Annotated in this window: 15 protein-coding genes; 2 read left to right on the top strand and 13 right to left on the bottom strand. The window is 39.8% G+C overall.

The annotated features are described in order from the left end of the window. Window positions 1–143: 143 nt before the first annotated feature. The 5 genes from ACKGJP_RS02915 to ACKGJP_RS02895 are packed head-to-tail and all read right to left on the bottom strand — an operon-like array spanning window position 144 to window position 9472. Window positions 144–2729, bottom strand: a complete 2586-nt coding sequence (locus ACKGJP_RS02915; RefSeq protein WP_409344199.1) for a hypothetical protein — start codon at window positions 2727–2729, stop codon at window positions 144–146. Further along, window positions 2726–4081 (bottom strand): mannose-1-phosphate guanylyltransferase/mannose-6-phosphate isomerase, encoded by a 1356-nt coding sequence (locus tag ACKGJP_RS02910; RefSeq protein WP_409344198.1) that lies wholly within the window; start codon window positions 4079–4081, stop codon window positions 2726–2728. The genes ACKGJP_RS02915 and ACKGJP_RS02910 overlap by 4 nt, the downstream gene beginning before the upstream one ends. Further along, entirely contained in the window at window positions 4078–7413 is a 3336-nt protein-coding gene (locus tag ACKGJP_RS02905) for a glycosyltransferase (protein WP_409344197.1), read from the bottom strand. The genes ACKGJP_RS02910 and ACKGJP_RS02905 overlap by 4 nt, the downstream gene beginning before the upstream one ends. Next, window positions 7397–8665, bottom strand: a complete 1269-nt coding sequence (locus ACKGJP_RS02900) for an ABC transporter ATP-binding protein (RefSeq protein WP_409344196.1) — start codon at window positions 8663–8665, stop codon at window positions 7397–7399. Before ACKGJP_RS02900 ends, ACKGJP_RS02905 begins: the two co-directional genes overlap by 17 nt. Window positions 8666–8677: 12 nt before the next feature. Beyond that, window positions 8678–9472, bottom strand: a complete 795-nt coding sequence (locus tag ACKGJP_RS02895) for an ABC transporter permease (RefSeq protein WP_409344195.1) — start codon at window positions 9470–9472, stop codon at window positions 8678–8680. Between the two features lie 196 nt (window positions 9473–9668). On the opposite strand from ACKGJP_RS02895, the gene ACKGJP_RS02890 reads away from it, so the two are divergent. After that, a complete protein-coding gene (locus ACKGJP_RS02890; RefSeq protein ID WP_409344194.1) occupies window positions 9669–12161 on the top strand; it encodes an O-antigen ligase family protein in 2493 nt (830 codons plus the stop codon). Window positions 12162–12515: 354 nt separating this feature from the next. Beyond that, on the top strand, window positions 12516–14093 hold the full coding sequence (locus ACKGJP_RS02885) for an S-layer homology domain-containing protein (protein ID WP_409344193.1): 1578 nt from the start codon (window positions 12516–12518) through the stop codon (window positions 14091–14093). Window positions 14094–14176: 83 nt separating this feature from the next. On the opposite strand, the gene ACKGJP_RS02880 is transcribed toward ACKGJP_RS02885, so the two are convergent. From ACKGJP_RS02880 to ACKGJP_RS02845, 8 genes are all read right to left on the bottom strand, one after another. Further along, the gene (locus ACKGJP_RS02880) at window positions 14177–15106 is read right to left on the bottom strand and encodes a copper amine oxidase N-terminal domain-containing protein (RefSeq protein ID WP_409344192.1); all 930 of its coding nucleotides are present in this window, start codon (window positions 15104–15106) and stop codon (window positions 14177–14179) included. A 26-nt stretch (window positions 15107–15132) separates the two neighbouring features. Beyond that, window positions 15133–15783 (bottom strand): hypothetical protein, encoded by a 651-nt coding sequence (locus ACKGJP_RS02875; protein WP_409344191.1) that lies wholly within the window; start codon window positions 15781–15783, stop codon window positions 15133–15135. Between the two features lie 90 nt (window positions 15784–15873). After that, the gene (locus ACKGJP_RS02870; RefSeq protein WP_409344190.1) at window positions 15874–16551 is read right to left on the bottom strand and encodes a hypothetical protein; all 678 of its coding nucleotides are present in this window, start codon (window positions 16549–16551) and stop codon (window positions 15874–15876) included. Between the two features lie 40 nt (window positions 16552–16591). Then, window positions 16592–17821 (bottom strand): ABC transporter permease, encoded by a 1230-nt coding sequence (locus tag ACKGJP_RS02865; RefSeq protein ID WP_409344189.1) that lies wholly within the window; start codon window positions 17819–17821, stop codon window positions 16592–16594. Then, on the bottom strand, window positions 17818–18516 hold the full coding sequence (locus ACKGJP_RS02860; RefSeq protein ID WP_409344188.1) for an ABC transporter ATP-binding protein: 699 nt from the start codon (window positions 18514–18516) through the stop codon (window positions 17818–17820). Before ACKGJP_RS02860 ends, ACKGJP_RS02865 begins: the two co-directional genes overlap by 4 nt. A 59-nt stretch (window positions 18517–18575) precedes the next feature. After that, complete coding sequence (locus ACKGJP_RS02855; protein WP_409347057.1) at window positions 18576–19097, bottom strand: transposase; 522 nt, start codon at window positions 19095–19097, stop codon at window positions 18576–18578. Between the two features lie 14 nt (window positions 19098–19111). After that, the gene (locus ACKGJP_RS02850) at window positions 19112–19924 is read right to left on the bottom strand and encodes an ISL3 family transposase (protein ID WP_409344187.1); all 813 of its coding nucleotides are present in this window, start codon (window positions 19922–19924) and stop codon (window positions 19112–19114) included. Between the two features lie 105 nt (window positions 19925–20029). Beyond that, the gene (locus ACKGJP_RS02845; RefSeq protein WP_409344186.1) at window positions 20030–21133 is read right to left on the bottom strand and encodes a glycosyltransferase family 4 protein; all 1104 of its coding nucleotides are present in this window, start codon (window positions 21131–21133) and stop codon (window positions 20030–20032) included. Window positions 21134–21150 lie beyond the last annotated feature (17 nt).

The raw sequence follows: 21150 nt of genomic DNA, 5'->3' as shown, positions 1-21150 counted from the left end.
AAAAACGAATAATCTTATATCCCGGTAAACTTTTGTTAGGATCGAATTACTAATATTGATATATCCTATAAAAATCAAAAACCTTATTCAGTTTGATTTTTTGCACCTTCACATTATCCCCCTATAACACCCTAACCTTGAAATTACTGAAGATTTAACCCTGTAATTAATAGAGCTAATTCTCTTATATCATTATTGATCCCTATATTTTTTGGAACAAATGAGTTATTGGATTCAAGTCTAATTTTAAGTAGTTTATTTTTATCCACAACTATTTCGGTTTTAAATCCACCTTTCTCAAACTCTTTTTCAGATACTAAAACATTATCAACATACAACTTCACATTCATTGAATCAAAGGTATCCGGAACAATTCCTTCGAGAGTAAGTACTCCTTCATTTCCACTTTGAAAAATCGCTTCTGCTTTTTTGCTTATCCACCTTTGACTATTTTCCTTTGCATACCACCCTTCCAACAATTCTGCACTTTCAAGATTACTACCATTTCCGTTAACACTGATTTGGCCATCAATTTCTAGAAGATAAAACTTGCTTCCATTTATTTTCTTTATGTCTGCCGACGCTTCCATTTGCTTAATTACACTCATTACTGGCTTGTAGCCTTCGATAGCCCCCTTTGGCATTATAATATATTTCACCTTAGCCCAGCTTAGGTAAGTTTTAAATGCTTCTTCTGAATCAAATAAATTATGATTCCCATATCTAGAATTCATGTGTGGGATGTCTTCAAACCTGCATGAGAGTTGATTAAGAGTTTGTTCTTCTCCGAAACCAATACAATTGCTTTTCTCCGAAGACCTCGCTAAATAATTTTCTATTTCCAGCAAACCTGCTGCTTGGAATTTATTTTTTGTTCGTACACTCGATTCGAAATCTGATTTTGTTATGTCAAAATTGAATGGGGCAGTACCCCAGCTCCATGAAAAATGTGAAACAAACATCAAACACATTTGAATAGGGATAAATAATAGCAAACTTTTCAAAACTATTTTCCTGATTTTCAAGTTAATCGCTTTAACAATAGATGCCAGCCCGACTGTTGCAATTATTAACGTGGGTAGATAATAGTTACCGTCCCCACCTTGGGGCAATGTCATAATATAGTAAATTGCTGATACCATTAGCGGTAAAGAAGTAATAAAAATAAATGCATCCTGCCCTTTTATTTCTTTATGTCTATAAAACACTGCATATAAGCCTAGTATAAACATCAAATAGAACAAAGAATTCCCTGGCCAAACCATAACATAATGGATATAGCTGTTCGGATCAAAAATTATTTTGTACCAGTGATTAAATACATCTACTTGTTCTTGTTCTTGGACAAAATCATTAACATCAGAAAGAAAAGGATATTTAATTTCAAACCCTAGTCTACTCCACAGACTGCCTAATATAGGGTAAAGAGGATACCCCGTTAGAACAAAAGTTCTATAGAGAACCCCACCGAAAACGAGAAAAGATAAACAAAAAATAAAGATTTGAAAAGCATAGTTTTTATTTTCCAATAGCGGTTGAGGTTGATGCTCTATTGTAATATTTTTAAGTTTATAAAGAGCAATTGTTATTATAAAACCAGCAAAAAGTAAAGGAATGTATAGAAAACTAGTAACTTTTCCACCTAATGAAATCATCGAAGTGCATATCGCAAATACAAGATAATACCTATTAAAACTATGTTTATACCAATGCATTAGGTAATAAGCAGTTAATACAATAAATAAGGTTGAAAATATATCCGTCTTTGCAGTCGACCCCATATTAGCTAAAGCGGGAATGCTTCCTAATAAACATGTAAATACTAAAGCTTCTTTTTTGTGCAATCCTACTAATTTAAGAAAAGAATAAATAGTAAAGAGTAAAACCATCATCATTACGGTGTTTCCCGCTAAAATGAAGCTATAATCTCCGGTATTACTCAATGGAAGTAATATCAGTTCAAATAATTTTGGATAGTAATGAACAAACATTGTTAAACCTAAGTTATCAAAGAAAGAATGAGAACCGACGAGAACATATTCTGGACGAAGTCCATACCACAATGAATCATAATCTAGTGCAGTATTAGATTTAGCAAACTGTATAAGTATAATTAACAATAAAAAAGCAGAACCCACTTTTGCTTTCGGTTCCAAATTATAAATATTCTTTATTGCAAAAACTATAAATGGTTTATTAACCCCACTTATTATGCTTAATAGCATTAAACCGAGTGTCATAATTCGCAAGTCATTAAAATTACCTAGGCCTACTAGTGAAAGTACTAGCGCCACTACGCTCCAAACAAGAATACCTACAATAAATGATTCTAGGTAAACGTTGGTTTCGTTTGTTTTTTTAATTTTACACCACTTTAGAGTCGTCATGCCTATTGAGATTAGTATTTCTAAATAAACCAAAGAAAGAACAGCTGGCATAAGCACTTGGTGAAGTTTTAAATACACTGCACAAGAGATTAATATTAATATTGATCGATATAATCCTTTCTTAACATATATTAAACTCAAACAAATAATTACAAACAATACAAGTGCCTCTGCCCCCCCTTCGGTTGTCTCAGGTTGGTGGAGATGCCAGTTATACACACCTATCAGAACATTTTTTATTGTGAAGATATTAAATATAATACTTAGTACTATAGTTAACATAGCAAGTAACAATAATCGCACATTTCTACTTTTTGACAAAGGCAACTTATTTCTTTTCATGTATCTCCAACCCTTACAATATCATCTTCACTTAAATATTCTCCAGTCTGAACTTCAATTAACACTAGATCCACTTTGCCTGGGTTTTCAAGACGATGGAACTCACCGATAGGGATATAAGTCGATTCATTCGGACGAATAATAATCTCATTTTCACCCAAAGTCACTTTTGCCGTACCACACAACACGATCCAATGTTCGTTACGATGATAGTGCTTTTGCATAGACAGTTTGCAACCAGGCTTAACAATCGTGCGCCGTATCTTATAATTCCCCGATTGTTCCAACAAAGTATATGAACCCCACGGACGGAAAGTTGTTACATGAACGTTAGTTAAGGATGAGTTTACATCATTTAATTGGTTAACTACTTCTTTCACTTTCATAGACGAACCCTTTTTCGTAATCAGAAGAGCATCGTCTGTATCAACAATAATTATATCATCAATATCCACTGTCGCTACAGTCCGGTCCGATAAAATCAAGTTATTACTTGAATCCACATTGATATAGTTTGTATTTCGGGTATTACCAAACTCATCCTTCGGGAACTCCTGATAAACGGCATCGAAACTACCCAGATCGGACCAACCAAAGTAAGACGGTATGACTTTTACTTTATTACTTTTCTCCATAACAGCATAATCCACACTAATGCTTGGAATACTCTCCATCTCTCTCCTACCAATGAGTATTGGATCCATTCCATCGTTTGATTTAAAGGCTCTGCTTGCCGCTTCATAGACATTAACAGCAGCAGACTCCAGTTCTTTCAAAAAGGTACCTGCTCTAAACATAAACAATCCGCTATTCCAATAGAATCGTTTATCGAGCATATATTGTTTTGCGATCTCTAGGTCTGGCTTCTCTTTAAATGAGATGACATCATACCCGTCACCTTGAATATACCCATATCCTGTTTCAGGATGAGTCGGCTTAATTCCGAATGTAACTAAGTATCCATCTCGGGCCAATACTTCTGCTTCTATGATTGCTTCACGATATTTCTCCATCTCAGTGATTAAGTGATCCGATGGTGTAACCAACACAATTTCATCCGGGTCAACTGCGAGACAAGCCAAAGCTATAGCGGGAGCAGTATTTCTTGCCACAGACTCCAAGATGAATCTAGATGAACCAACATGTAACTTTTCCAATTGATCTAATGCAAGAAAGTGCTGCTCCTTATTAGACACTATAATAAATTGTTCACATATCTCCATGTTCCTAAGAATTGTCTTTTGGAAAAGGGACTGTCCATCAAAAAGATCAATAAACTGTTTCGGAAATAGTTCTCTCGAGAGCGGCCATAAACGCGTTCCACTACCTCCACAAAGTATAATATTGATCATGTTTCTCCCCCCGATCCTTTCTTTCTAAAGTCCATTTGAATGAGATCTTTTGCCGATTTCCTCGAAAAATTGTTTTTAATGTACTCAAATGACTTTTTCGAAAATTCCTCCCACTTCTCCTGGTTTGTATAAAGAGAGAGCACTTCTTCACTAAACTCATTCTCATCATTAGCTATATTTACAACCCGCTCCGATTCTTGAAGCCCTTCTGCACCAATCGAGGTCGTTATAAGTGGGACTCCGTTGGCCATTGCTTCCACGACTTTGCCTTTTACTCCTGCACCGAATCTCAAAGGAACAACTACCAATCGGCAGTGATTGTAGTATTTTAGAAGCTCCACATCACTTACAAAGCCGGTTACAATAACGCGATCCGAGCTTAATTCCTGAATCTCACTAGGTGGATTAGATCCTACGATATATAACTTTAAGTCCTGCATTACCTCGCTAATCTTTGGCCATATAAACTTAACAAACCATAGTACTCCGTCCTGGTTTGGCTTATGTCCAAATCCGCCTACAAATAGAAGATCTTTTCGTTTATCAAAATCTGTTAATTGTCCATTTACTATTTGATTGTCATCATAAAGATACAAAGGTATATTTCTTACTACTTTGTCAGGAAACTCTCGTCTCACAAGTTCTTGTTCATAGCTACCCACTACGTAAATAACATCAGATTTTTGAAAGAGTTCAAACTCTATAGCTTTCCATTTCTCAGCTGATTTCAAGTACTCTGGGTTATTATCGATTTCGTAATTTCTTCTTTCTCTTACATAATGCAGATCATGGCCGAAATAAATAGTTTTAGCATTTGTGTGCTTTTTGAATAAATCAATGTATTTAATCGATATATGAGGTCTGTTTAAATATACATAATCAATGTATTTTTGATTTTGTTTAACCCACTCATCAATGTGCTTTGCATACCAGTTGCCATAGAGAACCTGAATGCCTAACTGCTCCAGCTTTGAAGCATAAGGTTCATGCTTGAAAAAGTTATCCCCAATAAAGATTACATGGTAACCCATTTCTACGAATAAGTTTAAATATTGATATACACATCTGCCGCCGGCATCTTTATCATAATGTGGCACATAATGATCTACTACAACAATCGTTTTCTTTTTGGAACTACGGTCTCTAGCCCAAAATACATCTTGTGCATTTTCAAAATGCTCTTGTTGTAGTATTTCCTTCCACTTCTCAATGAATTTCTCTTTATTCTTAATCTGATAGCTCTTTACACCTGCGTTCGTATCTGTCCCATGAGAGATTCCCTCAAAATGGACAACAACGGACTGAGGTTGAAGTACCACCTTGTACCCTTGCTTTCTTACTTCAAAGGCCAGATCTGTATCTTCATAGTAGGCAGGTACATATCTCTCATCGAATCCACCGAGTTTCTCCCACAATTGAGAACGGATCATAATCGCTGCGCCTGAAATATAGTCTACTTCTTTTACATAGTTATAATCAGAATGAGCGGGATCATCAAGCCTACCGTAGTTCCACCCACTAGAATCACTCCAAATAATTCCTCCGGCTTCCTGCAGCCTGCCGTCCGGATAGACTAATTTCGAACCTATCATCCCAATAGTTTCGTCCATTTCAATTACATCCAGTAAAGACGAAAGCCAATTTGGCTGAACATTAGTATCATTGTTAAGAAAATATAAGTACTTACCTTTTGCATATGTGGCAGCATGATTACAATTCAGTAAGAAACCACGGTTTACATCATCTCGAATCACGTTAACATTCTCTACAACACTATGGATATCACGCGTTTCGTCAGTAGATAAATCATCCGCTACAATGATCTCATACTTAACACCAACCGTATTTTCGAGAATAGAAACCAGACATGAATACGTGTAATTCCACTGGTTATAGACAGGAATAATGATCGAGATAAGTGGTTCATCCACTATAGGAAAAACGAGTTTCTTGCTGGTATCCTCAATCTTGTTTACGATAAAATCTTGCTTTAATTGGGATTGTTGTCGATCTAGGTAGTTATCTACTCGACTTTGCAAAAGGCCTGTTTTATCAGTACGAAGATAGTACAAGAATTTCTTGAAATTCGTGGAATTTATTTGGCCCATCATTTTCCTAGGATTTCTGATCATTTTAAACATGAGCTTTGCGGCAAGTTTTCTTTTACTTGAATGCGGCAGTATATAATCTCGAATTCTGTAGTATTTATTTAACCCTTTCCATCCGCTTGAGTTTAAAATCGTTACTAACCTTCGTTCTTGCTCTACTAGTTGGTTGATATGCCCCAGTTGGTTGCTTATAACGATTTCATTATTCTTCACTTTTTCCGCAAAGTCATTCTCCATCATGATAATCTTAACGCTTGTTTCTTCAAGTGTTTCTTCAAGTTTCAGATTCGTAAGTTTCAGTTTCTCAAGTACATCTTGATTCGTTTGCTTTTCATGTATTCTCAATTCATTTATACGTGCAATTTCTTTGCTCATATTCGTAATAGTTATTTCTTTAGATTCAATAAACTCATCAAGTTTGCTGATATGCGAATTACGTTCTTCTACCTCATCTTGAAGAGTCATAATCCTATCTATTAAATCCTGATATTGCATTCCCGTATTCAAAAGTACGGAACCAAGCTCGGTATCCTGTATATTAGAATTGCTACAAACGGCAACCATATATTTGCCTTCGCACAATCGATATTCATCGCTTAAATGGGCATAACATAACGCTTCACTTGTTTCATTACCTAATAGGGAGACTATCTCAAAGCGCTGATAAAACAATTTTACATTCGCAAAGTAGCCTTCTAAAAAGTCGCGAAATTGATCCTTGTAAAACTCTTTAATATGGAAAGGGTTTTTATATTGGGGGAGATCGGAATAGTTATATTTGTCCGGGGTTGAAATTATTACAATGCCATCTTTCTTTAAGACTCTCACTATTTCCTTAAGAAAACCATGCTGCTGAAACTCATCAATATGCTCAATTGTTTCGAACGATACAACGATATCAATAGTATTATCCGGAATATTCAGCTTCTCTACTGAACCCTGGATGTAATGTAAATTTGCTCTAGTATACTTATTAGTCGCATGGGTTATTGTTTCATGATCAATATCTACGCCATATACTTCTTTTGCGCCTTGAGCTATGTGAAATGCTCCGTATCCTTCCCCACATGCAGCATCTAATACTACTTTCCCCTTTACCAGTTCAGTAATGGAATAGTATCTTTGTAAGTGCTCAGCTTCAAGTTGTTTATCGGTTAATCCAGGAGTGAATCTCTCGCCTGTAAATTCCATTTTCCAAAAAACCACCTTAATTGATTTGTTCAATATCGACCTCGTCCAGTACTAAAATACCTTCAAGGTGATATCTCTGTTTATTCAGGACATTAAAAACCAAAGCGTCATGAACCCAACAATGCTGAACATGTTCATCTTGAGATCCAGAAGCTATAGCAGGGGAAACCGTATATCTGCCCTGATTGAGTTGTGGAATATGAAATGAAAAAGTAAAAATAGAAGTCTGGTTTTCAACCAAATCCAAAAGCAGCTTATCTTGGACAAAGCTATTGCATTGCGCCAATACTGTCCCTAATCGATCTTTTATAGTAAAGCCTGCGATAGGATCTTGAATATTGGCATATGATTTAACCTTCAAAACAATCTTAATAGACTGGCCTGGATATACAACTGTGGTTTTTTCGTTTGCTTGGTCGAAGATCGATATACCCAAAATCTCCACTTGTTGATCCCCAAGCACATCAAGATTCGAGTCTATCGGATCTATTGTATTATCTACTTGCAACGTATTGGCGGAGTTTTCCGATCTCTCGTATTTCGTAAGAGTGGAGTCGATCATAAAGGCCTGATACTTTTTTGATATTTCGATAGGTGAACCATCATGAAGAATATTCCCCTCGTTTATCCAGATCGCCCGGTCACAATATTTTGTAATTACACCCATGTCATGAGAAACTACTAATATGGTTTTATCTCTTTTAAACTCCTCAATTTTTCTAAAACACTTCTGCTGGAACTTCACATCTCCTACACTAAGCGCTTCATCGATAATGAGAATATCAGGATCTACATTAATCGCCACTGCAAATGCAAGCCTAACGAACATACCACTTGAGTACATTTTAACAGGCTGGTGAATAAATTCTCCTATATCAGCAAAAGACAAAATTTCATCAATTCTCGCATCAATTTCCTCTTTCGTGAATCCCATAATCGTTCCATGAAGATATATATTCTCCATCCCCGTATAATCCGGGTTAAATCCTGCCCCCAATTCTAGTAGAGCCGAAACTTTACCTTCAACTTGAATCGCTCCTGCAGTAGGGGTCAATATCCCTGTAATCATTTTTAGAATCGTTGATTTCCCAGAACCATTTTTACCGATCAACCCTACAATTTCATTTTTGTTTATATGAAAACTTACGTTGTTAACGGCATAAAATTCACGGTGATACTTTTTTCTAAAGGGGTTCAATGCCTCCTTTAATCGATCTATTGGTTCCCCGTATAGTTTATACATTTTCGAAACGTTGTTTAGCGATATAATCTGTTCAGAGCTCATAACTATGACTCCTTATAGGACGTCCGCAAAATGCGGTCTTAATCTTTTGAATACGACAATACCAACAAACATTATTAATAGTGATACTGTCCAAAAATATACTGTCAAGTAAGGATGTTCCCAGAACCATTTGTGGTAAACAAACGTATCCCTATACCCTTCAATCAAGTAATAAGCGGGGTTCAGTTTTAAATAAACGTGATATTTCTCTGGAACAATATTTAAAGAATAAAAAATAGGCGTCAACCAAAACCCAATTTGCAGAAACATTGCTACAATTTGCCCCGTATCCTTGAAAAACACTACCAATGAGGAGGTAACCCATGAAATTCCAAGCACCAAAACAATGATACCGATCATGTAGTAAAGCACCTGAACATTATAAAGTGACGGCGTGTATCCATAAATAAAAAACATAAGAAAAATAAAAAAAATAAAAAACAAATGCACGAAGATTGCCGAATATATTTTTATAAGCGGTAGAACACTCACTCTAAAAACAACTTTTTTGACCAGATAGCTGTTATCGATAATGGAGTTAGTAGAATTCTGAATACAATCAGAAATAAAAAACCATGGAATAATAGCTGATGATAACCAGAGAATAAAAGGAAAATTATCCACAGGTACTGATTTAAATCCAACTTGAAAAACGAACCAAAATATCAATATCTGAACTACGGGTAGCAAAAATGCCCAGACCGTCCCTAAATACGAGCCTAGATATCTCGATTTAAAATCCTTCTTTGCTAGGTCTAAAATAAATCTTTGCTTACTAATTATGTCTTTCGCGAGCGCTGGTATCATAACTGTACTCCCACTCATTTAATAGAGGATCCCTAATGTCATATCAAACCCCATCTTATCAAAATAAGTCGAATAAAACCATACTCCCCCCCTAGATTCCCAGCATTTAAAATGGTTTCCATTATTCTGAGCCATTGGAGTGTCGAAATTTGTATGATAAAATGAACATAAAATACGTTAAGGGAGATATTGTTCCATGAGCAGTTTGGCAACAAAACAAAAGGTATACGGAAAGCCCTTAAAACCCGAAGTAGCTGATCAACAATCCCTTTCACTCTGGGGTGTTCTTGGAATTGTAATGATTTTTCTGCTTTGGGCTCCATTTCAACGCGGCCTGTTCAACGGGTATACCTCCGATTTCGATAGACCGATTTTCAGTTCATACATATGGGCTGCTATCATTATGGTTACTCTCGCCGTATTTCTGTTTTCCAAATGGCAGCTTCGCACTCATCGGGATCTGATCTCGCTTTTCGTCTGGCTGCTGCCTGTATGCTTCTTTCTATCTTCAATTAATGCAGCTTCCTCTTTTTTCGCTAGCAATATGACCTATCTTCATATCATGTATGCCGTATTCTTTATGGTAGGACTCTATTTAACTAAGATCAGCTCTATCAACCGAATTCTACAAGTCGGACTAATGGCATCGGCCTACATACTTGTTTTATTCGGGCTCCTGTATTGGTTTGGGAACGGGCAAAATTCGGGCACTTTCATTTATACGCTATTGAACTGGTTTGGACTTGCACAGTATCGCGATGCGGTTATGGCGGACTCCAACGGTATACGGTTAACATCCAGCTTTCAATATGCGAATACCTACGGTGCATTCTTGATCGCTGTGCTCCTAGCCTCACTGTTTAGCATCGTAAAATCGCGAAAATGGCTAACCACAAGCATTCATGCGTTCATGCTCGTACCGGTGTGCGTTTCCCTAATGCTAACGCTATCCAGAGGTGCATTAGTCATCTTGCCAGTTGTTCTTTTGGTTTGTTTGTTATTCTTCTCTTTATACCGGCAATTGTTGGTGCTCGTCTATTTCGTACTATCCTTTGCCGTAACACTGCTAATCCTAGCCTCGGTTACGAATATCGGACAAGAAATCAGCAAACAATTTTCAGCTTCGTCATCCTGGAAAGGCTGGTTAACGGTAATCGTTTCATCGTTAGTACTCTCGGCTGTGATCTCTGTGGTTCAACACTACGTAGAGCCATACCTTAAAGGAAAAACGGCAACAGCCCAAAAATGGTACGTATCGTTCTGGATCATTCCTGCAGCGGCTGCTCTGCTCGGAGGGCTTGGGCTGTATCTGTTGCTCGGTAATACAGGATTCATTAACATCTTACCGGATTCCGTCAAAACCCGTGTAGAGAACATTAACTTTGCTCAACATAGTGTTCTGGAACGAGGAACCTTCTATAAAGACTCCATTAAACTGGTTAAGGATTACCCAATATTAGGAGCAGGCGGGGGAGGTTGGGCAGCACTCTATGAGAAATATCAGAACAACCCGTACACAAGCCGCCAAGCGCACAATTTTTACTTGCAGTACCTAGTCGAAACTGGCATCTTGGGCACTGTTGTTTTGACCATCTTCTTATTCTATGGCCTTTACCTTTTTATCCGGACCTATTTCAGAAGTTCAACCGAACAAAAAGATGCACGATTATTATACTTCATCATTGCGATCTCACTGCTGATACACAGTATCATTGATTTTAATATGAGCTATGCTTACATCGCTGCATTATTATTCTTATGCTTAGGAGCTATGATTGGAGGTCCCGATGATACGGAAACATTATTGAAGTTCGGCAGCAAGATTTCCGCGAAAGCATCGAAGGCTTTTCCTATTCTACTTGGTGTGTTTGCAGTCGTATTCTTAATTATTTCCGTTCGCCTTCTAACTGCCGATAAGCTTTATAAATCTGCCTATGCAGCCGCACAAGGAGGCAAGGCTTCGTTCCAAGAAATTATGACCTCGGTGGATAAAGCAATCGACCGGAATCCTAGTCATCCGGAATACTCGTTATTTAAATCGAATATTCTTTCACAAGCCTATGAGCAAACGAAGGACGAAAAATATTTCGAAGAAGCCTCTTCGACTATTCAGGACATTTTACAAAAAGACCCGAATAATCGTTTTCTTATGATGGCAAAATATTCTCAACTGATGAAGAAGGGGAACCTTGATGAGGCTGAGGGTATCATGAATCAAGCACTTATCAACTTCCCTTGGGAAATTACCATGTATGAGGAAGCTATTTCCTTCGAGCTAACCAAGGGAGATAAAGCACGAAGTGAACAGAAAAAGCAAGATGCCGAACGTTCGTGGAACCATGCTCTTCAGCTCTATGACGATATTCTTGTACGTATGAAGGAACTGCAGCTCTTACCGAAGGAGCAGACCCAGGGACGCGAGTTTTATGTGACAGACAGGATCGCTTTTGCGATCGGGCAAATTCATTTCCTTAAAGGTGACTTCGCGAGTGCATCAACCATCTTAAAAGCCGGCGCCAATGAGCAGAAATTCGATAATCAGATGAATCGACTAATGACTCGTTGGTATTTGGCTTCTTTGCAAAAACAACAGCAAAATGATCAAGGCCTTTATAATAAACTCATTGCTAAGGACCCGAATGAAGCAGCACAGATACAAACCTTAGTAAATGCTCCATTGCTGCAATAATTTGTTAAAAGCACTCATGAGCCAAGGCTCAAGAGTGCTTTTCTATTTTTACACCATTTTCCATGCAACAATTCCTGTGCTCCCTGCGTCTTTTAGAAGAGTAAGAAGAAAATGTGTTATTTAGTGTAAATAAATACCATTAAAATGCATTATTAGAATAATATTCTATTTCAACGGACTTATATTACGGACCTGCATTCGAAAGGTATAAGGATGATATCTCAAATTGCCATGAGGTGTTGGAGTCTACTAGATCAACATCTTTATTAGGGATAAGGAGGTGAAATCAAACTCTCGTTAAGCTTTCGGTTACTTTTAGTAACCACACTTACGATAGAAAGGAGAACTTTTTCAATGCTTAAAACTATTTTCATGAAGAAAACATCAACACTACTAGCTTCACTTCTGTTCTTATCGATTCTAATGCCCGTCATTGGTTACGCCGCTTCTGGCTTTTCTAACATCGTTTACAACGCAAACGGTACGGTAACCGGCCAAGTTTACAGTTCTGTCTACGGCAGCGTTTCGGTTAATGTATACTCGCAGGATGGCACAAGATACTTGACGCCTGTTGAAGCTACATACGTGAATGCCGATGTATACGGGAACTACTGGTATAACTTCACGATGTCCGTTACGGATGCGAGTTATAACCCGCTTATTTTAAAGTCTTTTGCCAATGGTGTTCAAGAAGCGGTATCCAGTAACGTTTACAGGCAGCCTGTTGATCCTGGATGTACTAGCAACTGCCCACCTTCATCTGGCGGAGGTAACGGCGGAGGTGGCGGAGGTTCAAACAACAATGCAGCATCCGAGTTAACTTCCAACGGTACCCTTAACGCCGATGTATTGAAAGCATCGCTAGCCGCTCACTTGAATGTGACCATTAAACTAACTGGCGAAACATTAACTATCCCTGTTTCAGCCTTAGTGGATGCCGCCAAGAAACCTGGCGCTACATTAACTGTCGTGAATGAGAATGGTACTTATGAACTTCCTCTTTCCGTTCTAAGCTTTGATAACTTAACCGAGCTTAAGCTCGAAATGAAAAAACTGACCGGCGATGCATCTAAAGCAGTATTAGAAGCTATTAGTGCTGCTGGCGCAAGCTCGTTGTCGGAAGTGGTAGACTTCAACCTTACGGCTATTACAACTGATGGCAAGTCAATGGCAATCAACGATTTCGGACAGACTTATGTTAAACGTAAGCTGCCATTGAATAAAGATGCTTCTAAAACGACTACAATCGTCATGTATGATCCCGTTACGAAGAAACTGATTTTTGTTCCTGGTAAAGTCACAGGCAAAGAAGCTCAATTCATGCGTACGGGTAATAGTATTTACACAGTCGTTGAAGTCTCCAACACGTTCAGCGATATTAAATCTCACTGGGCCAAAGCAAACATTGAGTTGCTCGCGAGCAAGCTGATCGTGGAAGGAACGGCTGCCGACATCTTTGAAGCAGACCGCAACATTACTCGCGCAGAGTTCGCAGCTCTCGTAACTCGTTCGCTGGGTCTTACAGCTTCGGCAACCTCCGCTACATACTTCACTGATGTGAAAGCTGGCGAATGGTACACCGGCGTTGTAGCAGCAGCTAAAGCTGCCGGCCTCATCGATGGCTATGAAGATGGTTCGTTCAAACCGAACGCTTCCATCACTCGTGAAGAGTTGGCTGCTATGGTTGTCCGCGCACTGAAGTTCGCAGGTCAAGATACAACCGTTTCCGCTTCTGAGCAAGCAGCTCTGCTAGCGAAGTTTACTGATGCAAACAAAATCGTATGGGCTAAAAACGAAATTGCTGCAGCCGTAAAAGCAGGTATCGTGGACGGTATGACAGATACGACGATTGCTTCCAATGAGAATGCAACTCGCGCACAATCTGCTACCATGTTGAAACGACTTTTGAGCAAAGCAGGATTTATTGAATAGCCACTTAACTACTATTAAATAAAAAGAACCTCCCCGGAAAGGAATTTCCTTTTCGGGGAGGTTCTTTTGTACTGCCAGATGACTTATCTCAGTTGCTCCAGCTGTGCTCTACCTGCCGCTTTCCTATCGGCGTATTCTTTCCGCATGGCGTCAGCAGGGCTTGTATCATAGCCATTGGCTTTTAACTCGGACTCTAGTGACCCGGTAATGGATGAAACTTGAGCATCCATCTGGGCCAGTGCTGCCTCGGCCTGTGCTTTAATGGCAGCCTTTTCGGTCGGATTGCTGCTGGACAAATACGATAGTGCCATACTCATAAAGGAACTAGTCGCACTTGATTCCATGGAGCTGAGTTGGTTTCTGGCCGCAGAGATAAGCGAATCGGAAGACTGTTTAGAACCGGTTTCTGTACCCGCTTCAGGTTTTTGCTCCGAAGGTTTCTGATCACCCGTTACCGCAGAAACCGTATAGGTCTCTTGATCCCAATCGATTTGGCGATTGAGCGATTCGGAGAAAAAGCGTATGGGAACATACAAGGAATCCTCGTAAATGAACCCTGGTAAATCAGCAGATGGTTCTTTGGTCGTTCCGTCGAAGACATATGTAACTTTCTCTAAATATACAGGTATCGTCGTCGGTGCAAGGTTAGAGGCATCTGCTTTTTTCAGCTCTCCGCGGATTTCTCTATTCATCTTGTATTCCTGTATGGACACCATCGCTTGTTTATCCGGCTTCTGAACGGTCACGGTATAGCTCGTCTGATCCCACTGAACATCTTGATCTAGTGCATAAGAGATGAAGCGAAGCGGCACGTAGGTGCTTCCGTTATAGATGAAGCCTTGTTGGCCTTCTGGAGGTGTATACTGCTTTCCCTCAAATACATACTGCAGGGGTGCAAAATAAACTTCTGTTTGCTTAGGTGTTTGCTCGGCGTAAGCTGTTACAGCTGTGCACCATAATACACCAGTGACAATAAGTATTTTGATCATTTTCATACTGAATTTGGATACCATCTTCTATTCCCCTTTTTTTATTCCCGTTAACGGGCTGTTTCTTTGTATGAATGTCCTTGACTCAAGCCATACTTTGCAGCAATAGCAATAAGTTGGTTATATTCATCCTCACTAAGTTTTTGGAGAATAACCCGTTTGGCCTCCAGCTTTTCTTCCTCAGACACCCCTCCTTTGGACATGTTGAGGAATGCAGAAATATCAGAAGCTCCCAATTTTTTCAGTAAGATCGAAGAGATCATCGCCTTTTCCTTTACGGTAATTTCCTCTTGGACCTTTTTGGCTTTATCCGTAGAGATTTCAGCTTTATATGTCGAATCAGAAGTCTTAGATGCTGGGGTCGTTTGCTTCTCCTCACTTCCTCCGGATTGGTTCGGAATCGATTGAGTTGCGCTTTTATCGCCAGCCTCTAGATCTGTACTGGCAGTTGCCGTCTTTTCCGAAGGATTCTTTTCTGTCGCATCTTTTGCAGAAGCTGAAGGGGACGTCTCGGGTTGTACTGGAACGCTCTGGTTATCTCCAGAAATCAAGCTAGAGGGATCTGCCTCTGCCTGTATAGCCGATGCGACAAGCGAATTCATGACTCGATCAACTGCATAATTCATCCCCATATAAGCCGTAACAGCAACTATAGCAACTACTCCGCCTGACCAGAGAACTATCTTATGAATCTTCTTCATCTTCATCCGGCCTCCTAGCAAGTCGTTCTTTATTGACAGATTCCATTGTCAAGCTTGCGGTCATGTAACTAACATCCCATTTACGGATCCCTAACCGGCTTTTACTTTCCCTGCAAAACTCTCTTTAACCTTCGCCATTTCGGCGTAATAAGCGGAACGTAGCTCATTTACACTATCAGCAGCCAGGCTTTGCTTGGTTAATTCCTCCTTCATCTGCTGAAGAAGTCGATTCACTTTAGCCTGAGATTCTTCCTCCAAAGCCGCCGCTTTCTTTAAATAGGTATCGTAAAGGTCACTCTTGGATGGCTCGTTCTGTTTAGAAGCCATTGCCTGATTGTAGAGGCTCTGTAGTTGACCCGAATAATAACTTTTTAGGTCTTCGAGCTGCCCTGCGTACTTTTCTTTCACCTGCTCCTTCGTTACTTTAGCAGTTCCAGTACCAGCTTGATTTCCCGATGGAGTTTCCTTTGGTTGAGGACTTTTATCCCCACCCTCGCCTTGCTTAGTTGAGTTGCCCTGCTGCTGTCCTTCTTGATCTTTCTCATTGATTTTAGCAGGAGGATTAGATGGGGTAGGTGGCTTTTCGGTTTGGGCTGCATCAGCAGATCCCCCCGGAGTGGCTTCCGTTTGCTTTGGAAGGTTCGTGCTGACATTGTTCGTTGCCTGAGGAGGAGCGCTTGCCTGCTCTGTCGAAGAAAACGAAGAACATCCTGTAATCAAAATAAAGCTCAAAGCAGCAGATACAGTGACAATAATCCCTTTTCGCATGCTTGTCCCTCCAATCCTAGCGCGAATTTATGCAATTAACTCACTCATAGCGCAGCGCGTCGATCGGCTTAATTCGCAAAGCTTTTACCGCAGGAATAATGCCAAACAACAAACCTAACGAAACACAAAACAATAAACTTCCAGCAACCCATTCAAGAGGGAATATAGTAGAGAGGACCGGGAAAAAGTGGTGAAGCAAATGAAGCAGGCCATACGATCCAGCTAATCCAAGTACACATCCGAATGCGCTTATATAGGCAGCTTCCAGGAGAAACTGCAACAGAATATCCCACCACTCAGCGCCAACCGCTTTACGTATGCCGATCTCTCGAGTGCGTTCCTTAACGGTAAGAAGCATAACATTCATAATTCCCAACCCCCCGACCAAAAAAGAAACCCCCGTAATGCCGAGCGCGATGGCCGTCACCAAATCCGCAATCGTATCCACAACGTGCAGTGCACCTTCTGGTGCCATCAAACCAAAGTCCTGTATCCCACTGTGGTTCCTTATGATTACTGTGGCAATTTTCTGCCTAACGGCCTCTAGCCCCTCAGCAGTTTGCGCTTTAAAAAAGAGCATCGACGCATTTTGCAAATTTGCTGTGTTGGCTGCCAATTGATAGCCAGTATATACCCGTTCATTAAAGGTAAATCCTATGAGTTGCTTATCCTTCAAGACACCAATGACAGTAAAATCAATTCCTTTCACCTGCACTTTACTGCCGATAGCGCTCATTTCCCCGAACAACAACTGTTTAACCGTCTGTCCAAGGACAATAACCGGTTCTTCAAGCTTCGCTTCTTCCTCTGTAAAAAACCGCCCTTCCTCCAGCTCAAACGTATACATATCGGCGTAGTCCGGCAGCGTGCCCGTATACATCACTTCAGCGCCTTTCCCTGCTCCCGTCATTCGTGTGATCGTCTCAAGCTGAGGGGCGGCTCCTGCGACTTCCGGCACCTGTGCCTTCACATCTATGACATCCTGATAAGTGAGGGTACTTGTGACCGAAGTATACGAAAGAAGACTGGATAGGTTCACTTGGCTAATGTTTTTGCCACTATTTAATAACTTACCTGGCACAACGACAATTTGCTGCACACCAACACTCTGTATTTGGCCAACGAGGCTAATTCTAAAATTATATAGCACCGAAAGCAAGAAAACGACAAGCAGCGTGCTTATCGCTATACCTAATACCGCAAGCCAAGTTCTTACCGGATAACCCCATAGCCCCCGAAAAGCAACGCCAAACGTTCTGATCAACCTCATCCTGTCTTCACCTCAGCTTTCGTCAGTGAAGGTGTCTCGGTCCATTGGCCATTCTTCAACGTGAGAATCCGCTTGCCGACTTGTGCCACTTCCCAATCATGCGTGACCATCACAATGGTTTTCCCCGCATGGTTTAACGACTTGAATATTCGTAGAATATCTTCTTTCGAATCCGCATCCAGATTACCACTCGGCTCATCGGCTAGCAGCAATTCGGGTTCGTTAATAATAGAACGCGCAATAGCCACTTTTTGTTTCTGTCCGCCAGATAAATGAATCACCGGCTCCTTAGCTTTATGTAGAAGACCCACCTGCTCAAGGGCGGTCTCGGTTCGTCTTTTCCGCTCATTAGAGCTGCATATAGTATAGAGTAGGGGGATCTCTACGTTCTCCTTCACACTCAGACGAGGTATCAGCATGAAAGATTGAAAGACAAAGCCAATTCTTCTGTTACGGAATTCAGCCAATGCTCGTCCGTTCAGCTTGCTGACATTCGTTCCCTCGAAGAAATACTCACCCGAAGTCGGTACATCCAGTAAACCTAGAATGTTCAAAAGAGTAGACTTTCCAGAGCCCGAGGGCCCCATGATGGAAAGGAACTCTTTAGCAGCGATTGATAGATCGACGTTTCTGAGGACGCTGACTTCGTTGCCTGCTTCCGGTACTTTTTTGGATATGCTTCGCATTTCAATCATGAAAATCAATACCTCTCGATTAGTACTATATTAACCGATCACAAAATTAAAGTAGATATTTATCTTCGATTAACACACTTTTTATTGGCTCTTCGCTCTATTGGGTGGGTAATGCCACATAAAATAGGGCTCATAGTTACCAATGAAATTAGGAGATTCTTAAAAACTGGTATAAAAGGGACGGGTTTAGGACCTGCGTGCTGAAAGCATATTGGATGCCGAAGCTTGTAAGCGGTCATGTAGACCATGGCAATCAGATTTTGAACGTTTCTGTAACCGCGTGCTTTTCGTTTGGCTGCTTGCACAAGTCCATTTATTCCTTCGAGCAGGCCATTTGTCATTTTGATATGAAACCAACGAAGAATGCCTTCTTCATGCTTTTTCACGGTCCTGGCAAGATCCTTCATTGGTTCCAACTGTGAGCGCCTTGCCCAGCCGATCCACTGGCGTAAATATACATCAGCGAGTAGATGCGGTGTCGTCCACAGATCTTGCATAGCTAACTTTAATCGGTAAGCTCTGCCGGTTTTCAAGTTGCTATCTTTAAGACTTTGAAGTTCTTCTTTCTGCTTCTCCTTCAGGTTTACCTCATTTTTTAACCAAAGAAATATTTGGTTCGCTTTAGCTGTGGCTCTTCTTTTTGCTCGGTTTTACGCACTTCATCGACGGCTTCATTCGCCATCATCATGACATGGAACTTATCGAATGTTATTTCTGCTTTAGGGAATTGATCCTCTATTCCTGAGATAAATGCAGCAGACATATCACAGCAAAATCCCTTTATTTGCGCCGTTTCTACGCCTTTATCAAGTAAATGCTGTTTGAAACGCGTAAGAGTAACTTTGCCTTTTCCTTCTTTAGCGAACAATACCATCTTGGTGTCTACATCCACAAACAAAGTTATATAGCGATGACCACGGCGTGATGAAGTTTCATCTACCGTAATTCGTTTTACCTGGGATAAATCCAGTTCTGACATGGCTTGATCCACGTAATGGTGGAGAATCCGCCACATACGAGTATCGTGCTCTCTTAGCTCTCGCGCTGCAGCATTTACAGGCATTTCAGCCATCAGTCGCATTGCCCATGCGTCAAATTTCAGCGTAAAGTGTGACTTGGGTCGCGACCATTTAACAGAATTTAGGCATTCTGTTCTTGGAACCCGTGCATGCATATACGTTTTCCAGTTCCAAAAATCGAGATGTCGCCACTGCTTTTTCTCTGCATCGTATGCTTTGCATGCTGTGCCACAGTGCGGACAAGCAAACATAGAGCCTCGTTCGAAATCAATAAAAAGATGCCAAGCTTCATCTTTCTCATCGTATTCAATATGTGTTAATTTCCATGGTTCTTCAAGCTCTAATGCTACTTTAAACATCTCCGTAATTAAATTGTCGTTACTGCTCATTTAGCTCCACATTGTCATTATCACCCTATTAATCATGTTACCTAGTAGTATTGACGCATTCTCTATTGATCAGACATCAAACATTCACTGCAGCGAAGAAGCTTTTTATTGTCCAATCTTTGTATTAAATACAATGTCATATTGTGAAAAAGTTTTAGACAGCATTTTTTCTAAGGTGAACATTTCATTATATCGCTTATAACTAGCTTGGCCCATTTCTTCTCTTAATATCTTGTTATCCAGTAATTTTTGTAAACTTTCTGCAACTTTAATGGTATCACCGCGTCCAACTAAAAAACCATTATAATTCTCAATAACTAGTTCATTTACACCTCCAACATTGGAAGCGACAACTGGCAAACTACTTCCCATAGCTTCAATAATACTAATTGGTAAGCCTTCGTAATTGGAGGTAAGTACAAAAATATCACAATTCTTTAATAGTTGTTTTACATCTTTTCTCATACCAAGGAACTCAACTACATTTTCTAAATTTAATTCATATACTATTTCCTGTGTTTGCTCTAATAGTTCACCATCACCAACCAATAGAACTTTAAATGTTCCAGATAATTTTGGCAGTGCGAGCAGTAATGTTTTATAGTCTTTTGGTGAAGAAAACCTTGCCACCATAATAATTCTAACAAGATTGTCGGGTTTCCCCTCTAATAAAAAATCTTCATTTTTTACTCCATTATGAATTGTTATAAGTTTTTTCTCATTACCCACATTGTTTTTCAGAGCTAGCTTTCGATCAAAATCTGATACACATATGATCTTAGTACTTATATTTGCACATATCCTTTCAACTAATCTAAACATTTTTTTTCTAAATCGAGATACTCCTTCGGTAAAAGCCCAGCCATGAGCTGTAAAAATTACGGGTACTTCGGTTAATTTACAAGATAGTCTACCTATTATACCGGCTTTAGACGAATGAACATGTACTATATGAGGTCTTTCATTTTTTATAATACCAATAAACCCCATGATTGCCTTGATATCCTTTACAATTCTAATTTCACGTACTAATGTCTCTAAAATTACTACTTTTACACCTAATCCTCTAACCCTTTCAACTAACTCTCCTTCTTCTCCAGACACCAAAACACACTCGTGTTTATTCTGTACAGCATGCATAATTAAATCAAATACATGGACCTGAGCCCCCCCCCATTCAGCTTTTGTAATAGCATATAGTATTTTCATAAACTTCCCCTTATGAA

It is taken from the genome of Paenibacillus litoralis, from assembly GCF_046244365.1.
Lineage (GTDB): Bacteria > Bacillota > Bacilli > Paenibacillales > NBRC-103111 > Paenibacillus_V.
The sequence above is the reverse complement of the archived record's forward strand: the minus strand, read 5'-3'. Positions and strand labels throughout refer to the sequence as shown.

Bases quoted from the DNA above. Each gene is read 5' to 3' on its own strand.
- ACKGJP_RS02885 (WP_409344193.1), top strand. From the start codon at position 12,516: ATGCTTAAAACTATTTTCATGAAGAAAACATCAACACTACTAGCTTCA.
- ACKGJP_RS02900 (WP_409344196.1), bottom strand. From the start codon at position 8,665: ATGAGCTCTGAACAGATTATATCGCTAAACAACGTTTCGAAAATGTAT.
- ACKGJP_RS02895 (WP_409344195.1), bottom strand. From the start codon at position 9,472: ATGATACCAGCGCTCGCGAAAGACATAATTAGTAAGCAAAGATTTATT.
- ACKGJP_RS02875 (WP_409344191.1), bottom strand. From the start codon at position 15,783: ATGAAGAAGATTCATAAGATAGTTCTCTGGTCAGGCGGAGTAGTTGCT.
- ACKGJP_RS02845 (WP_409344186.1), bottom strand. From the start codon at position 21,133: ATGAAAATACTATATGCTATTACAAAAGCTGAATGGGGGGGGGCTCAG.
- ACKGJP_RS02870 (WP_409344190.1), bottom strand. From the start codon at position 16,551: ATGCGAAAAGGGATTATTGTCACTGTATCTGCTGCTTTGAGCTTTATT.
- ACKGJP_RS02915 (WP_409344199.1), bottom strand. From the start codon at position 2,729: ATGAAAAGAAATAAGTTGCCTTTGTCAAAAAGTAGAAATGTGCGATTA.
- ACKGJP_RS02880 (WP_409344192.1), bottom strand. From the start codon at position 15,106: ATGGTATCCAAATTCAGTATGAAAATGATCAAAATACTTATTGTCACT.
- ACKGJP_RS02910 (WP_409344198.1), bottom strand. From the start codon at position 4,081: ATGATCAATATTATACTTTGTGGAGGTAGTGGAACGCGTTTATGGCCG.
- ACKGJP_RS02865 (WP_409344189.1), bottom strand. From the start codon at position 17,821: ATGAGGTTGATCAGAACGTTTGGCGTTGCTTTTCGGGGGCTATGGGGT.
- ACKGJP_RS02850 (WP_409344187.1), bottom strand. From the start codon at position 19,924: ATGAGCAGTAACGACAATTTAATTACGGAGATGTTTAAAGTAGCATTA.
- ACKGJP_RS02890 (WP_409344194.1), top strand. From the start codon at position 9,669: ATGAGCAGTTTGGCAACAAAACAAAAGGTATACGGAAAGCCCTTAAAA.
- ACKGJP_RS02860 (WP_409344188.1), bottom strand. From the start codon at position 18,516: ATGATTGAAATGCGAAGCATATCCAAAAAAGTACCGGAAGCAGGCAAC.